Raw genomic sequence first — 23,029 nt, forward strand, 5'->3', positions numbered from 1 at the left:
CTCATCGCGATATCCCGATGTATTCCCGGGGTTTCGCGCATCTTAACCTATTTATCCGTCCTTGCCCAACCCTTCGAGCAACGGAACAAAGCGAACTGGGCGTAATTCGTCATATTCCAACCCGTCTGGGGTTTTTCGCACACGAATTAGGTGTTGTACGGCGTCGGATTGCCCCACGGGGACGACCATGATGCCGCCTTCCTTAAGCTGTGCAAGCAGCGGGCCGGGAGGGTCTTCGGCGGCGGCTGTCACCAAGATGCGATCAAATGGTGCCTGCTCTTCAAGGCCAAAGCTGCCGTCGCGGGTGATCGCTGTGATGTTGCTTAGATCAAGCGCATCAAAGATTTCCCGGGCCTCGCGGACAAGACGGCGATGGCGGTCGAGTGTGTAGACCCTGCGTGCGAGTTTACTGAGGATGGCAGCCTGATAGCCGCTTCCGGTGCCGATCTCGAGCACCTTGTCCCGCGCGCTGACTTGCAGGGCCTGCGTCATCAATCCCACAACCGACGGCTGGCTAATGGTCTGGCCGCAGGCGATGGGCAAGGGCATGTCCTCGTAAGCACGCTCAGCAAAAAGGCCACGAATAAAGGGACCACGATCAATCGATTCCATGGCGGATAAAACGCGTTTATCCGTCACGCCCTTGGACCGCAGGGCGTAGAGGAACTGCATTTTTCGTTCTGCTTCGCTGCCTGCTTCGTCGTTCATGTGGCGATGCCTTTATGTGCATCAAAGCTGACGTGGTCGGTCAAATCCGCGCGCATTGGGGTAACCGAAACATAACCTTCAAGGTTAACGGCGGCGTCCGTGCCGGGGGCCGTAGGCACCTGTTGGTCGCCGCCTTTGATCCACAGAAAACGGCGCCCGTTCGGCGCGATATGCGGTTCAGTCGCAAAGTTCACGCCGGGGCGGCGTCCCTGAGCGGCCAATTTGATGCCCTTTACATCGCTGGCAGCGACGGGCGGGAAATTTACGTTATAAAACAGCCGGTAATCGGAGGTTTCGGACGGTGTGTGGTCAAGAATGCGCCGGATCACGTTAACGCCGTGCTGCGCCGCGGCCTCAAATGGATTGTCCAGCTTGTTGTTCCCAGGTCCAAAAAACTGCGACAGGGCGATGGCAGGAATGCCTTGAAGCGCGGCTTCCATCGCGGCACCAATAGTCCCGGAATAGAGCGTGTTTTCGGCTGAGTTATTCCCGCGGTTTACCCCAGAAAGCACCAGATCGGGCGGGTTGCCTGCCATTGCGTCGTAGAGGGCCGCCATAACGCAGTCAGCGGGGGCTCCTTCGGCGGCAAAGCGGCGCGGGGCCAATTCAGTGATCATCATGGGTTTGGTGTAGCTGATGCAATGGCCAACGCCTGATTGTTCAAACGCTGGGGCAACTGTCCAAACGTTCTCAGGATTTCCGGTCAACTCACGGGCGATGGCTTCGAGAGTGATTAATCCCGGTGCATTAATGCCGTCGTCGTTGGTGATGAGAATACGCATGATAGGCCCCTTTTCGCTTTGATAGGCGAGGGCTGGGGATGCGGCAAGGCAGGGAACCTCTGGCGGGAGTATTTTCAGCCTAAAGAAATGGGGAGTTGCGCCAGAAGCGCAGTGGCCTGTTCATTTGGGGGGCAAAGAGCGTTGCGGTCTTCGCCGGGAAAGAAACGTGCCCGGGTGGCCGTGGGCATAGGATCTGGGGTGACAATGTGAACTTTGGGGCCAATTCTGTCGGCTTCAGATTGCCAACTGCGGGCCAGAGCGATCTGAGTTGATTTGGTCGCAGCATAGCTGCCGAAAAACTTTTGACCGGCGCGAGGATCGTCAAAAAACACGGCTTGGCCTTGTTGACCCAGCAGCGGCGACACAAACCGGATCAGGGTCGCTGTGGCTGTGATGTTGTTCGCAATTGATTTCTGGAGGTCCTTGGGATCGATGTGATCTGCAGGAGTGAGGGGGGCTGCGTGGATCGCCGTGTGCAGCCATAGATCAAGCTTGCCCCAACGCTCGTGGATACCTCGGCACAGGGTCGCCATCGCTGGTTCGACCGTTATGTCCATCGGTGCGAGCGTGCAGGCACCACCGCGGGCCTTGATGCGGTCGTCGAGTTCTTCGAGAGCCCCTACAGTGCGCGCGACAGCGATAATGTGGTGGCTAGGGGCGAGCGCCTCGGCAAGGGCGGCACCCAAGCCGCGCGAGGCACCGGTGATCAGAGCAATTTTTGTCATAATGCGCGTTTGCACGAGGGGCTGGGGTGCCGTCAAGAGTGCTTAGCTTTTGGGCATGCGCAAGACCAATTCACCGTGAAGCCGCGACAAGATCAGGCGGTCCGTATCAATGGCCAACACAGTGCCACCAGCAACCGCGTCGCCGATGACGACACGGGAAATTTTGCCATTGGGCAGTCGCACCAACGCACCGGGCAGCGTGGCAGAGCCAAAGGTGCCGATGAGCGCGGTGCGGTCAAGGTTGGTGGTTTCGGTCGCCAGTTCGGTGACTTTGGGGGGCGTGGGGGTCCCGTCGGTTGGGGTGGTCATGGTGGTCCTTCTGCGCGCAACAGCGCTGCTTGCGATTCGGAATGCTGCGGTGCAGCTATCAATCCGTGCAGGTCTGCAAAAGGGTGACGAGAGGTCATAGGCCAGTCAGCGCCACCGGGGCGGCGGAAAAGTGCCGTCAGCGCTTGGCGTGGTACGTAAACGTCAGTCTGGCAAGGTGATCCAGCGCCTGTTCGGGAACTTCGCCTGTGAGCGGAAGATGCAACGCCCGGTTGCCTTCGTATGCAAAACTGTCGGGATAAAGATCGCGCATGGTGGCCGCGAGTGTCGTCTGGCAATGGACAAAAATGCCGATATTGCCCGGGTTCTTATCTGACCACGAAACCCGCAAAGTGCTCCCTTGGCTGGTTTTGCTTGGCCGCCATGCCGGTTGGCCCCATTTGAGGCTTTCGGTCATAGGCCATTCTTGCGACGCGCGCAGAATGATCGTCCGGATCTCAGAAAACCGATGCTGGGCGGCGGTAGGCCATGTGGCGACTGTTTCGTCGAACGCGTTGGGGAAGGCGGACATTTTCATGGAACCCTTCTAGCACATTCGTAGTGACAGTTTTTGGCAGCAGGTTATTCGGCGGCTGGTTTCATCTCAAACCCGTTGTCGACTTGGTCAGCGGGGGTGACAGGGTATTCGCCTGAAAAACATGCGTCGCAATACTGCGGACATTTGGCGTTGCGCCCCTCTGCTTCGCCAACTGCACGGTAGAGGCCATCAAGCGAGATGAATTTGAGCGAATCGACACCCAAATGATCGCGCATCTCGTCTTCTGACATTGTTGCCGCGAGCAATTTTTCACGCTGTGGCGTGTCCACGCCGTAAAAACAGGGCCACGCTGTTGGGGGTGAGGCGATCCGAAAATGGACCTCAGCAGCGCCCGCATCCAAAATCATCTCTTTAATTTTGCGGCTGGTGGTGCCCCGTACAACGCTGTCGTCGACCAAAATGATCCGTTTGCCGCGCACCAACGCGCGATTAACATTGAGCTTGAGGCGCACGCCCATGTTGCGGATCTGTTCGGTCGGTTCAATGAAGGTGCGGCCCATGTATTGATTGCGGATGATGCCCATCGCGTAAGGAATGCCACTTTGCAGGGAATACCCGATGGCGGCAGGGGTGCCAGAATCAGGCACGGGGCAAATCATATCAGCGTCCATTGGCGCTTCTTTGGCCAGCTCTCGGCCGATGGCTTCGCGGGTCTCATAGACCGAACGACCGCCAAGGATGCTGTCAGGTCGGCTGAAATAGACGTGCTCAAAGATGCAAAAGCGAGAGGCCTGACGGCGGAATGGAAAATGCGATTCGACGCCCTTGGCGGTGATGACAACCATTTCGCCGGGTTCAATCTCGCGCACAAAATCGGCACCGATGATATCAAGCGCGCATGTTTCAGAGCTCAGCGCCCAGCCATCGCCGATCTTTCCAAGCACCAGTGGGCGTACGCCCAATGGGTCGCGCACACCAATCAGTTTGGTGCGGGTCATCGCGACAATTGAAAAGGCACCTTCGACCCGGCGCAAGGCATCTTCCATCCGTTCGGGGATGTTGCGTTGCAGCGAGCGGGCCATCAGGTGGATGATGCATTCGCTGTCGGATGAGGATTGAAAAATGGAGCCGCGCTCAATCAACTCACGGCGCAAAGCGTTGGCGTTGGTGATGTTGCCGTTATGGGCAATCGCGGCACCACCCATGGCGAATTCGCCAAAGAAAGGTTGCACATCGCGGATCGCTGTCGGCCCTTTTGAGCCAGAGGTGGAATAGCGAACATGGCCGATTGCCAGCTCGCCGGGCAAAGTCTCCATCACACGCTGTGAGGTGAAATTATCGCGCACATAGCCAAATCGCCGGGCGGATTGGAAACCAGCGGTGGCGTCATAACTGACGATCCCGCCTGCTTCTTGACCGCGGTGCTGCAAAGCGTGCAGGCCAAGGGCTACAAAATTCGCGGCATCGGCAACGCCGACAACGCCGAAAACGCCGCACTCCTCTTTCAATTTATCGCCGTCGTCCCCATCCCGAAGGTAGGTGGCGTCGAAAGGGTGTGCGGGGGGCATCATTTTAGGGGGCAAGGGCAGCTCCGAATCCAGCAGGGGTGCGCAGCCTTTATCTAGGCGCTTGCAGCGCTCGTGTCACCCTTGAACGTCAACGAGATGCCGTCACGTAGCAAGAACGTGTAAACTGCGGGTGGTGATAGGGCTGAAATGGCGAGTTTTACCGCGACGGCAGCCCACGGTATCAGTCACAATACTGGGCTGTCCGCGCAGTCCAGCGCTAAGCTTATGCGCTGAAAAGCCCTAACAAACGGCGAATGGCGTAAGTTGCTTGGGCTGATTACTGACTGCAGCTAGCAACAAGTGCTTCGTAGCGACCGGTGATCCAGCCAAGCGCTTGATCGGGGTCTTGGTTTTGGATGTCATCAGAGAACTTGCCAAAAACCAAAGCAGAGCGGCTCTCATCGACGACCGTAAAGTTCTGGCCGGTGATGACGGTGGAATAGACAAAGAACGCCACGGCCACCAAAAGAACACCGCGGATGACGCCGAACAAGAATCCCATGCCCTGGTCAATGCCGCCCAAGACGGAGCGCTGCACCAGTGACGAAAAGAGCGGCGTAAAGAGTGAGACCACGATAAGCGTAAGCGCCAAAACGATCGTAAACGCTCCGATCACTGACAATTCGCAGCTATCGGCAAGGAATTCACCGACAACGGGCAATTCGCGCACCAATGGCTCGACCTTGGGGGCGAACATATAAGCCAACACGGCCGCCGCTATCCAGCCAACAATGGCCATCAATTCGCGCACAAAGCCCCGGCCATATGCCAACAGCGCAGACATCACGATGACCAGCGCCACAACGCCGTCAATGATGGTAAAACCTTCCATGCTCGTCTTGCCTTTCTGCCCGGATCATTTTGACCCTAGAATACTATGGGGGAGCTGACTATCCCGCCCCGAAAATCTCACCAACAAAACCTGTCAGATCGCTCATTGTTCTGAGCGTTATGCCTTGCGCGCCCACGGCTTTTCCACCTGAAGGAGCAATGGCGGACGTAAAACCAAGTTTTGCTGCCTCTTTCAACCTGTTTTCGGTCTGTGGGGCCGGACGGAGGGCTCCAGACAGGCTGATTTCGCCAAAAACTACGGTTTCGGCGGGCAAAGCCACATCCTCACGTGCGCTAAGAAGCGCCGATGCGACAGCCAGATCAGCAGCGGGTTCTGATATTTTCATGCCGCCCGCGACGTTCAGGTAAACATCCAATCCCGCAAAGGGGATGCCGCACCGCGCTTCGAGGACGGCAAGGATCATTGCGAGACGGCCTGAATCCCAACCAACGACTGTGCGGCGGGGTTGCGAATGGGGCGACGGAGCGACGAGTGCTTGCAGTTCGACCAGAACAGGCCGGGTGCCTTCGATGCCGGCAAATACAACGGATCCGGGGCTCGGCTGTCCACGCTCGGATAGAAACAGCGCCGACGGGTTGGTAACTTCGGCCAAGCCGCGGCCTGTCATCTCAAAGACGCCAATCTCATCGGAGGGGCCAAAACGGTTTTTTACGGCGCGCAGGATGCGGAACTGGTGCCCGCGCTCGCCTTCGAAATAAAGGACAGTGTCGACCATATGTTCGACAACCCGGGGGCCGGCGATTTGACCTTCTTTGGTGACGTGGCCCACAAGCACAACAGACACGCCGCGCCGTTTCGCAAAACTGGTCAACTCATGGGCGGCAGCGCGGACTTGGCTGACTGAGCCTGGTGCGCTGTCTACATTATCAGACCACATGGTTTGAATGGAATCGATGATGGCAAGCTGTGGGCGTTCGGTTTCAAGCGTTGTTAGGATGTCACGCAGGTTGGTTTCTGCGGCAAGCCTGACTGGCGCATCCGATAGACCAAGGCGTTGAGCGCGCATGCGGATCTGGGCGCTGGCCTCTTCGCCAGAGACATAAACGGTCTGCAGGCCTTTTGAGGCAAAAGCGCCTGCGGCCTGTAACAGCAGTGTTGATTTTCCGATGCCGGGGTCACCTGCAACCAGAATGGCTGAGGCCGGGACAAGGCCGCCACCGAGCACGCGGTCTAGTTCTGCCAAACCCGAGTTTGTGCGGGGGGGCGGATCTTCGTGGGCAGAGAGATCGGTGAGCACCATGGCGCTGCCGCGCTTTGCGCCCAGAGATTTCGACGGGGGGCCTGAGGAGATCCCCTTGTCTTCGGAGATCGTATTCCATTCGCCACAATTGTCGCAGCGCCCCGACCATTTTGGAAAGATCGCGGCGCAGCTTGTGCAAGAAAAGGAGCTGGATGATTTGGCCATGACGCCCTTTTGGCGCAGGGCGCAGATGCGGTCAAAGAGAAACCACCCAGCTTTGGTTTATTCCGCGGCTGTTGCCGGCATGCCAAAGACGCGGCTGCCGTTGGCATTGATACACGGCTTATCAGCGCTCGATACAATTTTGCTGCCATTCATTTTGGTTTGAATGCCGAGTTCAGGGAGAATTTGCTGAAGCTCAGTGCGCAATTGGTCGAGTTGAGCGTGAACAAGGTTTTCTTCCATCTCGACCTCGTGCTGCCATTGCTTCAGCTCGGCTGAGACCAGCTTGGCTTGATCAATACGGATCTTGAAGGTCGCCATTTCTTCCTGACGCTGGGTCAGAAATTTGCGGGCGCGGTCAACTTTGTCGTCGGAATAGACCACGGCAAGTTCGTTGGAAATCTGGCTCATCTGGCTCGCGACTTCAAGAACTGTCGGCTCAAGCGTGCTGAGATCCGGATGATCGCGCAAATAGGCGATACGTTCGCGAACAGCGTCAAATTCTGATGACATCTTGAAGACTTCTTTGCGGTCATTGGCATGCACATCTGCATAAGCCCGGGTCACGTCCCGCATCGACATGTTGAAATCACGGTGCGACGTCTCAAGCTTCATGACGCGGCGGTTGGTCGGCAGGAAGAAACACATCGCGATCACAAGAGCGGTCAGGCCGATTTGTGCGTACATGCCAGCATTTTCAAGAAGCGCGCCGTTGTAACTAAGGTTCAGGTCGATCCAGCGCAATTGACCAAACGCGGCCATCAAGGTTGTGCCAGTAAGTGCGATGGCGGAGATGCCAAAGGCACCGATTGCGAGCCATTGCAGGATTTGCTGTGCGATATGCCCGTAGGCTTTGAATTTTGTCATCTGCTGTCCTCCGAGATGTCATTCCGAGCAGTTTTGCACGAAATACCTATATTTTAAGCGGGCTGGGCGGTGTCTGATGACAGCTTAGCCACACTTCCTGAGGAAGAGATTAATTTTGATTGTTGCCGATTCTGTGGCAATTTCGCGGTTATTCGCCGGATTGTTGCGTTTTCCAACTTACCCAGAGTGAGGCCAGAATGCAGGCCGTGAAAAGATACAGACCCCAAGCAACCTCGATTCGACCAACACCAACGCCTTTACTGAGCGTGATATAGAGCGCGATCAAGAAAACATCTGCCATCGCAAGTTTGCCCAATGTCTGCAGGACGGGCAGAACGTTGGGCCTCAGCAGACCAAAATGGATCAGGCTGAGGCCGATTGTTTTGAGATAGGGTGCCACAATTGCAAAGATTGTGACCACGACCGCGAGAAAGATGTCCGAGGCCCAAAGTGATTGCAGGCCCGTCAGGACAGAAATCTCACTGAGTCTGAAGAGTGGCAGCGGCCCCGCCTTCATTAAGGGGGCAATCCAAGCGATCGGATATAAGATGAGGAGCGCGAGGTTAAGATAGCGGGCAATCATTGGATTTCACGGCCGCAGCAAAGGGCAAAAGACGTCACGCCAGCCAAACCCGATTATAACGCGCACCAAGGTTTGTGAGAATTTCGTAGCCGATGGTACCTGCAAACTCTGCAACCGTATCAATGGACTGGTGGGGTCCTATGAGTTGCAGTGATTCAGGTTCAAAGGGCAGGTCGGTTACATCAACGGTTATGAGGTCCATAGAAACACGGCCCACGACGGGAGCTTTTTGCCCATCACTGGTCAGCGTCGCATTGGTCCCCATCGCCCGGATCAGCCCATCCGCATAGCCAGCGGCCACCGTCGCAATGCGAGATCGGCGATCTGCAACCCAACCACAAGCGTAGCCAACGGTTTCGTCAATTTCGACGTCGCGGGTTTGGATGACGGGCAGGTCCAGCGTCACCACTGGGGTCGCATCGACAAACGGTAAGCCACCATAAAGACCCACACCCGGACGGGTCAGATCAAAGTGGTACTGTTCGCCCAACATCACGCCGCCCGTTGCCGCCAAAGAGCGGGGGGCATCGATACCGGCGGTCATCTCTTCGAAGACGCCCAATTGGTGCAGGTTCATTGGGTGCGGCGGTTCATCGGAACACGCGAGATGCGACATGATCTGCGTAGGAAGTTGAGCTAAGGCAATCTCTCGCAGGACGGAAAATTCAGCAGGCTCCATCCCCAATCGGTTCATGCCGGTGTCGAGTTGCAGGCCAAAAGGGTGACCGGGCAGGGTTTCGACATGAAGAAGCATCTGATCGACAGAGTTAATCAAGGGTACAAGGCTGGCAGCGCGGATCATTTCGGCATCACCGGGCATGTGGCCAGAGAAAACAGAGATTGATGGCCCTGGACCCAGCGCGCGGCGTAAGGCGACACCTTCTTCGGCGACGGCAACAAAAAACTGACGTGCGCCTGCAGCGGCAAGGCGTGGTGCGACACGTGCGACGCCTAACCCGTAAGCGTCAGCTTTTACCACGGCCCCGGTTTCAACCTCGGTCAGCTTGTTGAGGTTTGTCCAATTCGCCGCAATGGCGGAAAGGTCGATTGTTAAATTGGCTGTGCTCATGGGCTGGGGTTTTGACAGGATGGGAGGCCGCGTCAAGCACCTTGGCAGGATCTTGGACCAGTGGAATGTCCAAAAGGCTGAAGATTTGGCACCGTATCTATTCACCTTCGTTGCAATCAAGGGGCGCGGAGCCTGTGCGGGGGTGATGTTTGGGGCAGGGATGGCCTACAAGCCGCCTTGGCTGGTTGGAACGGCCTTCATGCAAATGCGTACCCCTGCAGACACGGCCAATAGTGCCAGCAAGTTCCAAGATGCCTGAATTATGGAGGTATCAGCGTTGGTACGTCGATCCCAAATTGCATGACATAAAAGTGCGATAACGTGGCTTGCGAAAAGAGCAGTCAACCGTAGGGTTGAAGAGCTTGATTAGGAGATCGATATGACGCGTAAAATTGTTACGGCACTCGGCCTTGCGGCTGTTGCAGCACAGGCGGGTACGGCTGTAATGGCTGAAAACCGGATCGACACGCAATTGCCGGGCGCGCCAGAGTTGGCGGCCTATGGGAATTTGCCGATTGGCGTGCGCCAGATTGATCTTGTGAACCCCAATCAAATCGACATTCTTGCGATTGATCCTGATGCTCCCAAGCCAGAAACGTGGCCGCGCTATGATCGCCCTTTAACGGTTGAGATGTGGTATCCCGCCGCCGAAGGTGCAACCGGCGATACCGGCCTGCGCGCCTATCTGCGCGATGCAACAACTGAGGTGACTTTGCAGGGTCGCGCCCACCGCGATGCACAGATTGCCACGCCCCAGAAACCCTACCCCTTGGTCTTGATCAGCCACGGCTACCCCGGCAACCGGTTCTTGTTGTCGCATTTGGCGGAAAATATCGCCTCCAAAGGTTATGTGGTGGCGTCAATTGATCACACCGATTCGACCTACCGGACAAAAGCGGCGTTTGGATCTACTCTGGTAAACCGACCGCTTGATCAGCTGTTTGTGTTGGGCGTGATGGCGGAGATGGCCGAAGGGGAATTTTCCGGCCTTTATGATGTAAATAACACCGGGCTGATCGGGTATTCTATGGGCGGGTACGGTGCCTTGATCACCGCAGGAGGCGGTGTGACAGAAGCGTCTGTGGGCTTTGGGTGGGGTGGGCCGCATGGCACGCTAGACATCCACCGCGCAGGCTCTGACACGCATAATGCGCTGCCAGACCCACGGATCAAGACGGCAGTGGCGTTCGGCCCTTGGGGCATGAACACCGGCTTTTGGGACGCGGAGGGACTGGCGGGGGTGCAAGTCCCGATGCTGTTCATTGCTGGGTCACAGGATGATGTATCGCTTTATGAAAATGGCATTCGTGCGATCTGGGAAGGGGTGAGCAATGTGGAACGTGCTTTGCTGACCTATGCAAATGGCGGGCATAATTCTGGCGCGCCAATGCCGGCACCAAAAGAGGCATTTCGCTTTGATGAGGCGTTGGGCGGCAGCGTTTCCGACCATTACACGGATGCGGTTTGGGATACCGCGCGGATGAACAATATCGCGCAGCATTTTGTAACGGCCTGGCTGGATGTGAAGCTGAAAGACGATGCAGATGCCGCTGAATTCCTAAGTCTGGTTGAGGATTCAAATGCAGGTTTCTGGTCCGTGAATGACGACGGGACCGAAAAAGAGGATCACTCCTATTGGAAAGGGTTTGCCAAAGGCACGGCCAAGGGTCTGATGTACGAGGTCAAAGCGCCAGAGTGAGGCCGTTCTTGCAAGGAGGCTTAAGCTTCCTTGCGTCCCATTTTTGCGCTGACACCGCGCAGGCGCTCTAAGATCACGGCGATGATCTTTGGCTCAAACAACAATCCCATGCCAAAGCGGATGCCAAGATTATTGAGGTTCTCAATCGCAATTGACCGCGCGGCGCGGCTGAAACCTCCCGTGCTCGCTTCTTCAAAGTTGCCATTGACCGATAATGTGTCAAAACCAAAGGAATTGAGGAACAAGAACTCCAAAGATTCCGAGTGCATGATCAGGTCAGCGGGGGCACCCGTTTGTGTAAACGTGCCTTTGGGCGGGTCAATTTCCCAACGCGTGCCCAAATCATCAAGCTCGATCACCACGGGTTTTAACACTTTGATCGGGCTGAATTTCTGCGCGCATTTCATCACAGGGCGGCTGTTGTTTTTGAATACCCGCGTGCGCCATTTGGCAAAGGCCGTCTGCAATGCCTGCGCATCCACCGTTTCATAGGTCATCAGATCATCGCCAGCTTTGGCATATTGCGTACGCCACCAATCGCAGGCCTTGGCGCTGGCCGCTGGATCGGCAGAACCATCGGTTACATCACCGGGTGCCATGACCTGAATGGCAAAAGGCGCGTCCTTAAAGTTTTCGACAACCGCGTCGGGCGTGTTGGAGGCATCGTTAAGATAGTTGTTCCGCTCATGTGCAAAACTCACAAAGCTGGCGAAAGGGATAATCATCTTTGGCTCCAGCACATGGGCTTGAACGCTGATGTTATCGAGCTTTTCTTGCGCTGCTGTGACGCGCCAAGCGCGGTTGTCGCGTCCGCCTTTCCAGGCCGCATAGCTGAATTGGGTCAGTAAGATATCGCAGGTGCCGACCGCATCGCGAAACTCCTGCGCGCGCTTGGCTGTGCCAACATTGCAGTCGTTGAGGTTGAGGATATGCGTGTTGCCTGCGCGCACCGAAAGGGCGCTGTCGATGAATTCATCCTTGATGCATGTCACGGAGACATCACTGCTCAGATCAATGGATTTGCCAAACGGCAGGAAGGTTATGACGAAGTCTTGGGCGCGGAAAAAATCGGCAACACGCTGATCATCGATGTCTTGGAACAGCAACATGATGCCACGATCACGGATGATTTGACCGTAGCGTTTGAAAAATCCGACCGAAAAATGATCGGGGTGTTCATGGCTCAGCCAGATGTGCGTGGTGCGCTTGAGTAACTCTTCGACTTGCGGTGCGTGGGTTTCTACCAACAACCGCCAACCGTTGTGAAAGGCCGGACCTTCGTACCATGGATCGCTCAATAGGCTGACGTCGCCATGGCGGATCAAAACAGAGGCGTGATTGACAAACTCGATCTGCATGTCGCTGGAACTCCGGATTATAGACCGCGCTGTTCTCACCTATTCCATCTGCAGACGCAAGCGCGGCCATCCCCAGATCGCGTCGGTATGTCGAGTAAGGTCCTGAATATCAGCGCTGTTTTCATTTGCGCAGCAATTTGCACAAACATTGATGGATGCCCTAGAACTCGGTCTCGTCGTTGCCGGTTTGCCAAGACTTCGCGAGATTGCCAAAACGGGTAAAACGGCCCTCAAAACTCAGATCGACAGTGCCGATAGGGCCGTGGCGCTGCTTTCCGATAACAACCTCGGCCTTACCATGCAGACGTTCCATCTCTTCTTGCCACATGGCCATCTTGTCGAGTTCATGATCACCCGGCTTTTCGCGCTCTTTGTAATATTCCTCGCGGAACACGAACATCACCACATCGGCATCCTGTTCGATCGAACCAGATTCGCGAAGATCTGAAAGCTGGGGACGTTTGTCTTCGCGGTTTTCAACCTGACGCGACAGCTGCGACAGCGCGATGACGGGAATGTCTAGTTCTTTGGCAATGGCCTTAAGGCCCATGGTGATCTCGGAAATCTCGTTAACGCGGTTCTCGTTCTTGCCCGTACCACGCACCAATTGCAGGTAGTCAATGATCAGGACATCAAGGCCGTGGGTCCGTTTCAGGCGACGCGCGCGTGCTGCAAGTTGGCTGATCGGCAGGGCAGGCGTGTCGTCAATATAAAGCGGGCAGGCCTCAAGCGCTTTGGCCGCGTCAACGAACCGGCGGAATTCAACTTCGGTCATGTCACCAGAACGGATCTGCTGGCTCGGGATCTCGGAGGCTTCAGACAGGATACGCGCCGCGAGCTGTTCTGCGCTCATTTCGAGGCTGTAAAAACCCACAACACCGCCGTCGATAGCTCCTTCGGTACCATCGTGAAGCTTGCCGCGCTTATAGGCTTTGGCGACGTTAAATGCGATGTTGGTCGCAAGCGATGTCTTCCCCATAGATGGGCGCCCTGCGAGGATCAAAAGGTCAGAGCGGTGCAAACCGCCAAGTTTTTTGTCCATATCAATCAGACCAGTAGACACGCCCGATAGGCCACCATCGCGCTGATAGGCCGTGTTGGCATTGTTAACAGCATCCGTGACCGCTTTGAGAAAGCTCTGAAAGCCGCTTTCGGTCTGGCCTTGTTCGGCAAGCTTATACAGATGTTGTTCTGCCTCAACGATTTGCTCGCGTGGTTCTGACGAGACGTCGACCTGTGCGGCTTTTGCAGAGATGTCGCGGCCCAGCAGGATCAGATCGCGGCGGACGGCCAGATCGTAAATCATTTGCGCATAGTCGCGTACCGCAAATGCAGAAATCGCAGCACCGGCCAGTCGGGCAAGATATGCAGGGCCGCCAAGTTCCTTGAGGCCTTCGTCGTCTTCCATGAACGCCTTGAGCGTCACGGGCGATGCGAGGTTGTTCTTGGCGATACGTGCGGCCGCGATCTCATAAATGCGGGCGTGGACGGGATCGTAGAAATGCTTGGCACCAATGATCGACGCAATGCGGTCGTAAACATCGTTGTTGGTCAGGATCGCGCCCAGAAGCTGTTGTTCAGCCTCGATGGAATGCGGCATTGTCTCGGGGGCCTGTACAGCAACTTGGTTCGCGTTCAGTGACGAAATCTCGTTCATTGTCTCACCCTTTTCTGCCCCGGTGTCAGCCCTCATGAGGTCTTATCCAGCGGCGGCCGGGCACGCAAACTGTATGTTTTTGTGGATATCTGGTGGATGCTTTGCCCGCCCCACATCTTGACCCAACAGAGTGCGTTTCGTCAAGATGATGTGGCGGGCTTGGTTATGTCTGGCGCGCTTCTTGCCAAGCGCGGGGCGCTTTTAGAAAAGATTCAACCTCGGTGAGTGTCTCTGCAGAAAAGCTGCCTTGGGCCTTGGCTTCGGCCAAAACATCCCACCACGTGCACAGGTGATGTAGCGCAACCCCATGATCACCCAGCGTCTTTTCAGTTTGTGGAAAGATATCATAATAGAAGATCACCGCCGTATGCCCGCAGGTGGCTCCAGTCTCGCGAATCGCATCCACAAAAGAGAGTTTTGAGCCGCCATCGGTGGTGAGATCTTCGACCAGCAGAACCCGCTGACCTTCTGTCATCACGCCCTCGATACGGGCGTTGCGGCCGTATCCTTTGGGCTTTTTGCGGACATAAGTCATCGGCAAGGCCATCCGTTCGGCAACCAAAGCGCCAAAGGGAATACCCGCAGTTTCGCCGCCGGCGATGTTATCGAACGCCTCAAAGCCCACATTGCGCATAACGGTGACAGTCAGAAAATCCATCAAAGTCGTGCGGATACGCGGGTAAGAAATAAGCTTGCGGCAATCGATATACGTCGGGCTCGGCAAACCCGAAGCAAGGGTGAAAGGTTCATCGGCATTGAAATGCACGGCCCCAATTTCCAGCAACATACGCGCGGTCAGGCGGGCCATTTCGTCGGCGGGCGGATAGCTGGTTGGGATCATCTGCGGTGTCCTTTGTGCGAGTGGGGCAAAAGAAATCATGCCTCTGGTAAGGGTACTGTTAAGAGTAAAGCCTCAGGTCACAGTCCAGTGCAACGGCATTGCTGGGTCAAAAACGGTAACGGGGCCTTCGGGCGTGTCGACATGGCTTGGAAAGCTGGGCGGCGAGCGGGTTAAGGTCATTTTCGCTTCATTCGCGGGCAAGCCGTAAAACGCGGGCCCGTTAAGCGATGTGAACGCCTCTAGCTGATCCAGCGCGCCGTCTTGCTCAAAAACTTCCGCCAAAATGCTGAGGGTATTTGGCGCGGTGAAGCAACCTGCGCAGCCGCACGGCAGCAATTTGTTTGCGTCCGTGTGCGGTGCCGAGTCTGTGCCAAGAAAGAACCGCGGGTCGCCAGAAGTTGCCGCAGCCCGTAGCGCGAGGCGATGATTTTCGCGTTTGGCCACCGGGAGACAATAGTAGTGCGGCTTGATCCCGCCGGCCAAGATATGGTTGCGGTTGATCACGAGGTGATGGGTGGTGATCGTCGCGGCAAGGTTTTCAGGGGCCGCACGGACGTAATCAGCAGCTTGTTGTGTGGTAATATGCTCCATCACAACGCGCAAAGCGGGATGACTGCGGCGGATGGGGTCAAGAACACGGTCGATAAAGACAGCTTCGCGGTCAAAAATATCTATTTCAGGATCGGTGACTTCGCCGTGGGTACAAAGCGGTAAGCCGATCTCAGCCATCTTTTCCAGGACCGCCCCAACACGGTCAAAATTTGCCACGCCGCTGGCAGAATTGGTGGTCGCACCCGCGGGGTAAAGTTTGACCGCGTGGATCAAACCGTCCGCATGGGCTGCGGCAACATCCGCGGGGTCAGTATTTTCCGTAAGATAGAGCGTCATCAGTGGGTTGAAATCAGCTCCTTCAGGCATCGCTGCGAGAATCCTGTCGCGGTAAGCGGCGGCATCTTTTGCCGTGACCACTGGGGGGACTAGATTTGGCATGATGATGGCGCGGCCGAAATGACTGGCGCTATGGGGCAAGACCGCGCACAGCATGTCTCCGTCGCGCAGATGCAGGTGCCAGTCGTCGGGACGGCGGATCGTGAAAGTTTTTGTCATGGCAGCGGGCTAGCACAGCCCCCTTCGGCGCGCTAGTCGTCTTGTGCCTCATTCAGCTCTGCCAAACGGCGGGCAAAACGGGGTGCTTTCATCCGCGCGGTCACATTTTGCGCCAACGCACGTACCAAGCTGTCACGCCCTTGGCTATCAAGAGCGGTCATCAAATTTCGCAGATATGGAGAGTGATTGCGACGTGACCGCAGCAATTTTGAAAACAGCCACTCGTCCAGCGTATCGTTCGCCGCTGCCTTTAGCAGCGCGTCAAAAATATCCATTTCCAACAGATCGGTTTGGATCGCGTCCCCCATAAAGCGCAGGCGATGTTTCACTACGTTTGGACGGGTAAAGAGTGCTGCGTGCATTGCATCAAGCTGCTGCGCTGGATCGTAAAGCACATGGGCGCGCTCCGCCCCATCAATCATATCAGGGGCATAGCCATAGCGTGCGGTGAAATCGAGACGGCGCATATCAGAAAAACGATCGTCCCATTCGGTGATCCGCGGATCAAGAGTTGCCTGAGGCTGGACCACAACAACCCGCGCACCAGGGGAAGCGACGGCGTAGGCGGCGGCGGCATATCCACAAGGGCCGGCACCATAGAAAATGACCGTCTCAAATTCGTCGAAGAACCCATCATCCACGAGCCGGTCAAAATAGCCAAAAACGGCGCGGTCGCGGAACCATGTGTCGCCGTCGGATGCTATGCACAAATGCGACCAACCCTCGGCTTGGATCATGCGCCAACCCAAAGGTTGTGCTTTGGGCGAGAGGGCGTGAATGCCTTGCAGGGTTTCGAATGTGACCAAAAGCGTTGTTCCGGCTTCGATAAATGCTGCGACGTGCCGTTTTCCTAGGCGCTCAAGATAGCCGTCGTCCTCGCAAAGGGATGCCAGAGCAGCTAACCAGTCTGCCTTTTCCATCTCGGCCAGAGATGTGTCGAAACTCAACGCTTCGCCTGCCATTTTGCCATCCTCAAATGTGCCCGTTCCCTATCTCGGATCGTGGCTTTGAAGGGTTTCTACAGGTCTATTGCGGCGAAATTAGGGACAATCAGCCCTAAATTGGGGCGATTTTGCGCAAAATCACGTAGTTTTTTTGGGAGCAGGTTGGCGGGCCATATTTGCGTGCTGGACCATAAACTGCGCGGCTTTTTGTGGTACTGGGGCTGATCCAGGCGTCATCAGGAGCCTGCCAAAGAGCGCGCGGAAGGGCTCGAGCTGCATCAGCTCGGTAAAGCGGGCTTTGCGCCAGGCGACGGTCGTTTTGTGCAACTTGGCCAAAGTCGCATCGGTCATTAGGTCGGCCAAGTATGCATCACGTTCGGGTTTGAGGGCATGGATCGTTTGGTCGCGGTCGGTGTTGAAATTTCGTTCCACCCAGTAGTCCATGCCAAGCAGATGGTCGCTATGCACAGCGCGGCCCCGGTCGGCCTTGAGCACATAGCTTTCTAATGCGCCAAGGGCATAGTGGTTGAGTTGGACCAATCCGTAATTATCGCGGCCAAAGTTTGAGAAAATGCGTTTGGTCTTGAACATATCGGGCAGGAGGGTGCCGTTGCCATCGACCCAATTCGCATTTGCCAAGCGGCTTTGATCGGGGCTGCGCGGCCGATGCACGCCGGGTTTGGCGTATGTGCCGTCATTGCGGTAAAGCGTCTTGAACATCGATGCACGCCAAGGCCAATACATCACTGCGGGTGCGCATTGGGTGAAGGTTTCGGTCATGGGCGCATCAGAGTATCGGACCTGACCCGCCGAACCAAACAGCCGCCATGTCAAGGTGATCGCGGTGGCATCGGGAACCGCGGCATGCAGTGCGCTAAGCGTGTGGTCGCCCACATGAATGTTAACGAACTCGTCTATATCCAAGGGCAGAATCCAGTCGGCATTCTTGACCTGATCTAGTTTCGCGGCTGCTTTAAGCGCTGTGAATTGGATACCGCCCTTGTCATATGGACCGTCGTTGCGGATGTGGGTCAGCTGACCCATTTCTGCGAGCCGGTCCAGGACTAGATCGGTGCCATCATCGCAATCGTTTGAAAAGACAAGGAAATCGTTAAAGCCAACGGCACGATGATGGGCCAGCCATTCCAGCAGAAAAGCCGCTTCGTTGCGGACACAAAGGATAGCGAGATGGGTCATTTACCAGCTACGACGAAATGAAACGACTTTGCGCGTTGATCCGCGTGCATAATACGCCAGACCCGCATCCATAAAGGCGCGAAAAACCGCATTGACCCCGTCAGGGCCGATCCATTGCGGATGCAACTCGATCACGGCGGCACGCAACCCACTAAGATCCATTGCTGGAATCAGATCGGCTTCCGCGCCTTCGATGTCGCAGATCAGCACATTCGCCTGCGTTTCTTTCATCACCTGTTTGGCATTCAGTACATCGACTTTGACAGAATATGGGGCCTCTTCGCCCTCTTTTGGAACAAGTGAAGACGCGAGCAGGTTTTTCCGAGGATAGAAATCGACGGTTCCCTTGCGTGCTCCCAAAATGGCGTTGTGCACATGTGCATTTTTAACGTTGTTGGCGGCATGAACCGCGTGAATATAGGGGATCAGGTTTGGGTTTGCTTCATATGCATACACTGCTTTGAGCTTCCGTTTGGTCGCAACCAACGTGGACATATAGCCAATGCCAGCGCCCAGCTCGATGACCACGTCGTCGTCGCGCACCACCTTCATCACGGCGTCGGATTCCTTGCCTTCATACAAATCTTTGCGCAAGGCACCGCGAATTTGACCCTTGATGAACTGATTGTCTTTGGGGAATTTCATGCCGCGCGACACGATAAAAGGTGAACGCTGCTTGCTCTTTGCTTCAATCACAGTGCCATCCATTTTAGCTCTCCATATCAAGAGCGAGGGCATATGCGACCCGCTCCGTTTCGGTCAGTTTGACGTTTAATGCTTGCGTAAGCAGGTCTGCGAATTCCGGGTTTTTCTTGAGTTCACCTGCTTTGGCGCGGTGCCACTCAGATCCTTTTTTGTGCCATTTCTTCAGCGTCTTATCCTGCATCAATCTGTCGTACTCAACGCGCAGGCGCAGGATATTCCGCTTGATCGTGATGTCGCGGAAATCGGACCAATCCATCCGAATCCAATAGTTTATCCCGATAGAGCGATCCACATGCAATGCGCGGCCTCGCTGCCGTTTGATCAGAAACGATTCCGCCGAGCGCAGTGCGTAGTGGTTCAGTTGTAAAAGGTCATAGCCAATTGATTTCTTGGAACTGCGCCAGCCATTTTCAGCAACCTCGCGGGTCATGTCTTTGCCTGATCCGTTGACCCATTTGACCTTTGATTTGAACGCACCATCCAGCTTGTTGGGGCGATGACAGCTGATCTTTTCATAGGCTCCGATATTCTTGAACATGGTCTTGAACCCCCAGACCGTATGAGGTTTGGGGCAGAATTTCGGGGCGCAGGTGTCGAATTGATCGACGACAAAATCATCTGACAGGTCGGTGATGCCATTGTGGCCAAACAGCCGCCACGTCATTGCAACATTGGTTGCATCAGGCACGGCGTCTAAGAAATCTTGAACCGTGCCGTTGCCGCAGCGCACGTTCATAAATTCATCCACGTCGATATGGATGATCCAATCGGCGTTTTTGATGACAGGCTCTTTCAAGGCCTGGTTCAGCGCATATTGTTGGGGTGAATTGCCCTTCCAATTGTCGTTGTTGCGGTGCTGCAAGATGCCCATTTCTTGCAAGCGATCAAGTATTTCGGTGGTCCCGTCTTCGCAGCCGTTTGTGTAGATCAAAAAGTCGTCCACACCCATGGCGCGGTGATAGGCGACCCATTCGACGATGTAGGGGGCCTCGTTTTTCATACATCCGACGATGACATTGCCGCTGGAACCTTTGGGCAGGCTGCGCGGGGGGATAGCAGTGTAAGCAGCAGCGAGCGCTTCTTCGTTCACAGCGCCCATACGGTTGTGCGGCGCAAAGGAAGACGTGCGCAATTTTTCAAAATTCTGGATGGCGAGGGGCGGCATGAGCGCGCGCGCGCTGTCGCTGAGGCCATCTTGGGGGGGCGTAGGCAACGTGCCTTCCGACATTTGCGCCAGATCAGGCAACTTGTCCTTGCTTGCCTCTGCTGTCGCCTTGTCGATCCGCCACATAAAGCCCAGCAAGTATTGCGAGGCTCGGTACCCAAACAAAGGATCGGCTTCTTCCCAAACGCCTTTTGCGCGGGGGCGTTTGAAGGTTGCCGCACGCAGGGCCGGTTGCGTTTTCAGCAGGGCCTTGTTGCCCGGTTCAAGTTTCTTTGCAATCTCATGCAGGCCAGCGATATCTATTTCTGGGCCGTCCACAGCAACCTCTTGCACCAATGTACGCCACAGCTGTCGCGGCAAAATGCGGCTTCCTTTGGCAAGCACCTGAAGGATCAGTGCGTTCAATTGCCGTCCACGGGCCAATGCGGCGGCCGGCATTGCTGGGGCAGGGGTTTCGGCCTGTGCTTTGCCAATGTTGGCAGAGATCCCAAAGCCTGCGCGCAGTTCCTCGGTCACGGTTGGCGCGCCAAAGACGTCTGCGTCATAGGCGCGTAAATGTACACGGCCCTTGCCAAAGGTACTTTCCCAGAACGTCACAAGCGCTGGATAATCAAGCCAAAATGCGGGGGCCTGCGTTTCGGCGAACACACCTGCGGCGGGGTTAATCGCGGGGGTTTGAGCCAGAGCTGCGTTCCACCAGCTGCCTTTGCTAGCCAGTGCCATTTCGACGTCGAGTGTTGAGCCACGCCCCTCAAGGATTTGTGCGGCATACCATCGCGACAAAAGTGCGGTTGGCTCATCAATATGGGCGATGATTTCGATGTCTTTGGACAGCGGCGTCAGCAAATCATAAAGCCGCGATAGTTCGGTGCCGGTCCGTAACCCAGCGGCAAGCTGGCTGCAGGACACGATCAACACGTCAGGTTTGTGTTGAGACACTTCTTTCGCAAGATCACTCGCCACGGCATCGCGCAGAACAACCTGCTTTTCTGGTGTGATATAGCCACGGTTAAACCGCAGCGGATCAATGTGGTCAGGATCCGTGACTGCCATAAACAGTCGTGTGTGGTTCTTGTTACCCAAGCTGCGTGCATAGAGAACGCCTTTTGGCACCATCTGATCGCGTTTGGACGCCAACACTGATTGCAAGCGAGGCGCGCCCGCCTCTTCAAACCCAATATGCAGATAGATTTTCATGCGAGTTTACCCCGATTGGGGTTGGCATTGGCGCGGCCCCACCACGGCAGATCGACCCCCAAATGCGCGCCTACGGCAGCTTGCGCGCCTGGGTTTTTAACGTCGAATTCCAGGTAAGCCGCGTCACCAGAAAACATCGCCGTCAGATGCGCATAATGCCCGTCAATCCATTGCATGCGCTCTTTGGTGGTCTCGCCGTACCCTTCGGGCAGGCCGGGGATGTCACTTGCGGGCAAACGGTCCATGCCAAGGTCCGACCAAGCCAGCATGGACTGGGAGACATCCCAACTGTCGCGCCTGCTGCCTAAGAAAAGAACTTTAGGGTGATACCGGCGAATGGCGTCAATCAGGGCAAAATCCATTTGCGGCCACAGGGATTTCCCGCCGCGCAACAGGCTCAGTTCGGTCAAAGCGTTGAAGTCGGCAAAATGAGCACCGGGATCACCAGTTTCGAAATAGCCGCGATAGAGCAGATCGGCGACGAATTCACCGTGTAAGCGAGCAACATCGGTTTGTTTGGCCCGTACTCGGTGATCCGCGACCCTAAAGCCAGCCATCTTGAGCGCCCTTGCAAGGGTGGTTGTGCCGGTTTTTGGAAGGCCAAGGTTGATAACACGCAAGCTCATGTCGCACCCTCAAGTAATCCCAGATCGCGCAGCATGGCTTCTTCTTGGGGGGGCAATTTGGAGGCGATGCGCAATTGATCACGCATGTCGCTATACGTCTTTTGTTCCAGCAATGCGTCGCGCATAGCGCGGTGTTTCTTGACGCTGGTGTTGTGCAGCGAACCGATATTATTTTTTGACTTCAACTGCTTCACGGCGTCTTTTAACGCAGGAAGGTGGCGCTGTATTGATGTGTCTAACCACGCGGGATCGTTGCGTTCGCGCCAATACGTATCGTCAAATTCGCGGTTTTCGCGGTTCACATCGCCTCGATCGTTCTTGACTAAATAGCTGTCGAGACTGCGCAATGCGTAGTGATTGAGCGTTGCGAATTGCCGTGCGCCTGCTGCAGGAAACCGCCGGATGCGCCGGGGGTTGGCGGCCACCAAAAAGCGGTGTGGCACGGTGCGGCCTGATCCGTCTGTCCAAGTGGGGCGGTTGCCCTTTTTTGTTTTTGGTTTGAAGAATGGGCGATGTGCACCGAAATACTGCAGCGGAAAGTCGTTTCGGACCAACGTCTTGACTTCAATCGCCGCTTCACCACACCACAGATCTGGATTGTGGCTGTGGCTGAACTGACCGATCACGGGCACGTCCATAAATTTCTCCACATCATCATTGGCGAAGAACTGGAAGTTCAAACTGATGGCTTGGGGATTGCCACAAGCTTTGATGAGGGCGGCAAAACTATGGTTGCCGACGTGGATGTTGGGGAATTCGTCTACATCGGCGACCCATACCCAATCGGCTTGGGTCACGATGTCTTGGCGCGCGGCATCTTTTAGGGCCTCCATCTGATAGTTTCGCCCCTGCGCAGGGTTTGGCAGGTGTTGCACCACGCCTAAATCGGCCAAAGCATCCAGAAGTGTATCGGTCCCGTCGGTGCAATCGTTTGAATAGAATAGAAAATCGGTCACGCCCAAGAGCTTGTGAAAGGCGATCCATTCCAAAAGAAACGGCCCTTCATTTTTTACACATGTAATTGCCGTGATGCGCATATCAGTGCCCACGTGCCTTGGCTGTTGCCGCCTTGGAATTACTCATCACTGCCTCGCCCTTTGGGCCCGGGTCCAGATGCTTGTGCCCTGTAACCTCTTTTATACGCCTTAACAGCTTCGCATTTCAGGGGAAT

The 23,029-nt window shown here is 55.7% G+C and carries 23 protein-coding genes; 2 read left to right on the forward strand and 21 right to left on the reverse strand.

Going from position 1 to position 23,029, the window contains the following annotated elements:
* Nucleotides 1-51 precede the first annotated feature (51 nt).
* The 11 genes from C1J03_RS08850 to alr all read right to left on the reverse strand — a co-directional run bounded on the left by C1J03_RS08850 (nt 52) and on the right by alr (nt 9,362).
* Nucleotides 52-708 carry a protein-L-isoaspartate(D-aspartate) O-methyltransferase gene (locus C1J03_RS08850; RefSeq protein WP_114885664.1) on the reverse strand — a complete coding sequence of 219 codons (657 nt, stop codon included), beginning with the start codon at nt 706-708 and terminating at the stop codon, nt 52-54.
* A complete protein-coding gene (gene surE, locus C1J03_RS08855; protein ID WP_114885666.1) occupies nt 705-1,490 on the reverse strand; it encodes a 5'/3'-nucleotidase SurE in 786 nt (261 codons plus the stop codon). The genes C1J03_RS08850 and surE overlap by 4 nt, the downstream gene beginning before the upstream one ends.
* Before the next feature lie 74 nt (nt 1,491-1,564).
* Entirely contained in the window at nt 1,565-2,215 is a 651-nt protein-coding gene (locus tag C1J03_RS08860; RefSeq protein ID WP_114885668.1) for an SDR family NAD(P)-dependent oxidoreductase, read from the reverse strand.
* Nucleotides 2,216-2,257: 42 nt separating this feature from the next.
* Nucleotides 2,258-2,524 carry a pilus assembly protein PilZ gene (locus tag C1J03_RS08865; protein ID WP_114885670.1) on the reverse strand — a complete coding sequence of 89 codons (267 nt, stop codon included), beginning with the start codon at nt 2,522-2,524 and terminating at the stop codon, nt 2,258-2,260.
* Nucleotides 2,525-2,660: 136 nt separating this feature from the next.
* Entirely contained in the window at nt 2,661-3,059 is a 399-nt protein-coding gene (locus C1J03_RS08870; protein ID WP_114885672.1) for a DUF1801 domain-containing protein, read from the reverse strand.
* Nucleotides 3,060-3,103: 44 nt separating this feature from the next.
* On the reverse strand, nt 3,104-4,588 hold the full coding sequence (gene purF, locus C1J03_RS08875; protein ID WP_114888935.1) for an amidophosphoribosyltransferase: 1,485 nt from the start codon (nt 4,586-4,588) through the stop codon (nt 3,104-3,106).
* 277 nt (nt 4,589-4,865) lie between these two features.
* Nucleotides 4,866-5,420: a CvpA family protein gene (locus C1J03_RS08880; RefSeq protein ID WP_114885675.1), complete on the reverse strand. Its 555-nt coding sequence runs from the start codon at nt 5,418-5,420 to the stop codon at nt 4,866-4,868.
* A 58-nt stretch (nt 5,421-5,478) separates the two neighbouring features.
* Entirely contained in the window at nt 5,479-6,846 is a 1,368-nt protein-coding gene (gene radA / locus C1J03_RS08885; RefSeq protein WP_114885677.1) for a DNA repair protein RadA, read from the reverse strand.
* Nucleotides 6,847-6,903: 57 nt separating this feature from the next.
* Nucleotides 6,904-7,710, reverse strand: coding sequence for a DNA repair protein (locus tag C1J03_RS08890; RefSeq protein ID WP_114885679.1), 807 nt, complete (start codon nt 7,708-7,710; stop codon nt 6,904-6,906).
* Nucleotides 7,711-7,858: 148 nt separating this feature from the next.
* Nucleotides 7,859-8,293 carry a paraquat-inducible protein A gene (locus tag C1J03_RS08895; protein WP_114885681.1) on the reverse strand — a complete coding sequence of 145 codons (435 nt, stop codon included), beginning with the start codon at nt 8,291-8,293 and terminating at the stop codon, nt 7,859-7,861.
* A 34-nt stretch (nt 8,294-8,327) separates the two neighbouring features.
* Nucleotides 8,328-9,362: an alanine racemase gene (gene alr, locus C1J03_RS08900; RefSeq protein WP_114885683.1), complete on the reverse strand. Its 1,035-nt coding sequence runs from the start codon at nt 9,360-9,362 to the stop codon at nt 8,328-8,330.
* On the opposite strand from alr, the gene C1J03_RS08905 reads away from it, so the two are divergent.
* Together C1J03_RS08905 and C1J03_RS08910 are read left to right on the forward strand one after the other, a co-directional pair.
* The gene (locus C1J03_RS08905) at nt 9,361-9,621 is read left to right on the forward strand and encodes a hypothetical protein (RefSeq protein ID WP_114885685.1); all 261 of its coding nucleotides are present in this window, start codon (nt 9,361-9,363) and stop codon (nt 9,619-9,621) included. The genes alr and C1J03_RS08905 overlap by 2 nt on opposite strands.
* 120 nt (nt 9,622-9,741) lie before the next feature.
* The gene (locus tag C1J03_RS08910) at nt 9,742-11,061 is read left to right on the forward strand and encodes an alpha/beta hydrolase family protein (RefSeq protein WP_114885687.1); all 1,320 of its coding nucleotides are present in this window, start codon (nt 9,742-9,744) and stop codon (nt 11,059-11,061) included.
* Between the two features lie 20 nt (nt 11,062-11,081).
* On the opposite strand, the gene C1J03_RS08915 is transcribed toward C1J03_RS08910, so the two are convergent.
* From C1J03_RS08915 to C1J03_RS08960, 10 genes are all read right to left on the reverse strand, one after another.
* On the reverse strand, nt 11,082-12,419 hold the full coding sequence (locus C1J03_RS08915) for an MBL fold metallo-hydrolase (RefSeq protein ID WP_114885690.1): 1,338 nt from the start codon (nt 12,417-12,419) through the stop codon (nt 11,082-11,084).
* 160 nt (nt 12,420-12,579) lie between these two features.
* Nucleotides 12,580-14,076, reverse strand: a complete 1,497-nt coding sequence (locus C1J03_RS08920) for a replicative DNA helicase (protein WP_114885692.1) — start codon at nt 14,074-14,076, stop codon at nt 12,580-12,582.
* 163 nt (nt 14,077-14,239) lie between these two features.
* Nucleotides 14,240-14,917, reverse strand: a complete 678-nt coding sequence (locus C1J03_RS08925) for an orotate phosphoribosyltransferase (protein ID WP_114885694.1) — start codon at nt 14,915-14,917, stop codon at nt 14,240-14,242.
* 72 nt (nt 14,918-14,989) lie between these two features.
* Nucleotides 14,990-16,024: a dihydroorotase gene (pyrC, locus tag C1J03_RS08930; protein WP_114885696.1), complete on the reverse strand. Its 1,035-nt coding sequence runs from the start codon at nt 16,022-16,024 to the stop codon at nt 14,990-14,992.
* A gap of 32 nt (nt 16,025-16,056) precedes the next feature.
* Nucleotides 16,057-16,986 (reverse strand): phosphoadenosine phosphosulfate reductase, encoded by a 930-nt coding sequence (locus tag C1J03_RS08935; protein ID WP_114885698.1) that lies wholly within the window; start codon nt 16,984-16,986, stop codon nt 16,057-16,059.
* A gap of 120 nt (nt 16,987-17,106) precedes the next feature.
* Nucleotides 17,107-18,165 carry a glycosyltransferase family 2 protein gene (locus tag C1J03_RS08940; RefSeq protein WP_114885700.1) on the reverse strand — a complete coding sequence of 353 codons (1,059 nt, stop codon included), beginning with the start codon at nt 18,163-18,165 and terminating at the stop codon, nt 17,107-17,109.
* Complete coding sequence (locus C1J03_RS08945; protein ID WP_254694226.1) at nt 18,166-18,873, reverse strand: FkbM family methyltransferase; 708 nt, start codon at nt 18,871-18,873, stop codon at nt 18,166-18,168.
* A 1-nt stretch (nt 18,874) separates the two neighbouring features.
* A complete protein-coding gene (locus C1J03_RS08950; RefSeq protein ID WP_114885702.1) occupies nt 18,875-21,232 on the reverse strand; it encodes a glycosyltransferase family 2 protein in 2,358 nt (785 codons plus the stop codon).
* Nucleotides 21,229-21,858 (reverse strand): sulfotransferase, encoded by a 630-nt coding sequence (locus tag C1J03_RS08955; RefSeq protein WP_114885704.1) that lies wholly within the window; start codon nt 21,856-21,858, stop codon nt 21,229-21,231. The genes C1J03_RS08950 and C1J03_RS08955 overlap by 4 nt, the downstream gene beginning before the upstream one ends.
* A complete protein-coding gene (locus tag C1J03_RS08960) occupies nt 21,855-22,895 on the reverse strand; it encodes a glycosyltransferase family 2 protein (protein ID WP_114885706.1) in 1,041 nt (346 codons plus the stop codon). The genes C1J03_RS08955 and C1J03_RS08960 overlap by 4 nt, the downstream gene beginning before the upstream one ends.
* Between the last annotated feature and the right edge of the window lie 134 nt (nt 22,896-23,029).

The sequence above is a fragment of the Sulfitobacter sp. SK012 genome, assembly GCF_003352085.1.
Lineage (GTDB): Bacteria > Pseudomonadota > Alphaproteobacteria > Rhodobacterales > Rhodobacteraceae > Sulfitobacter.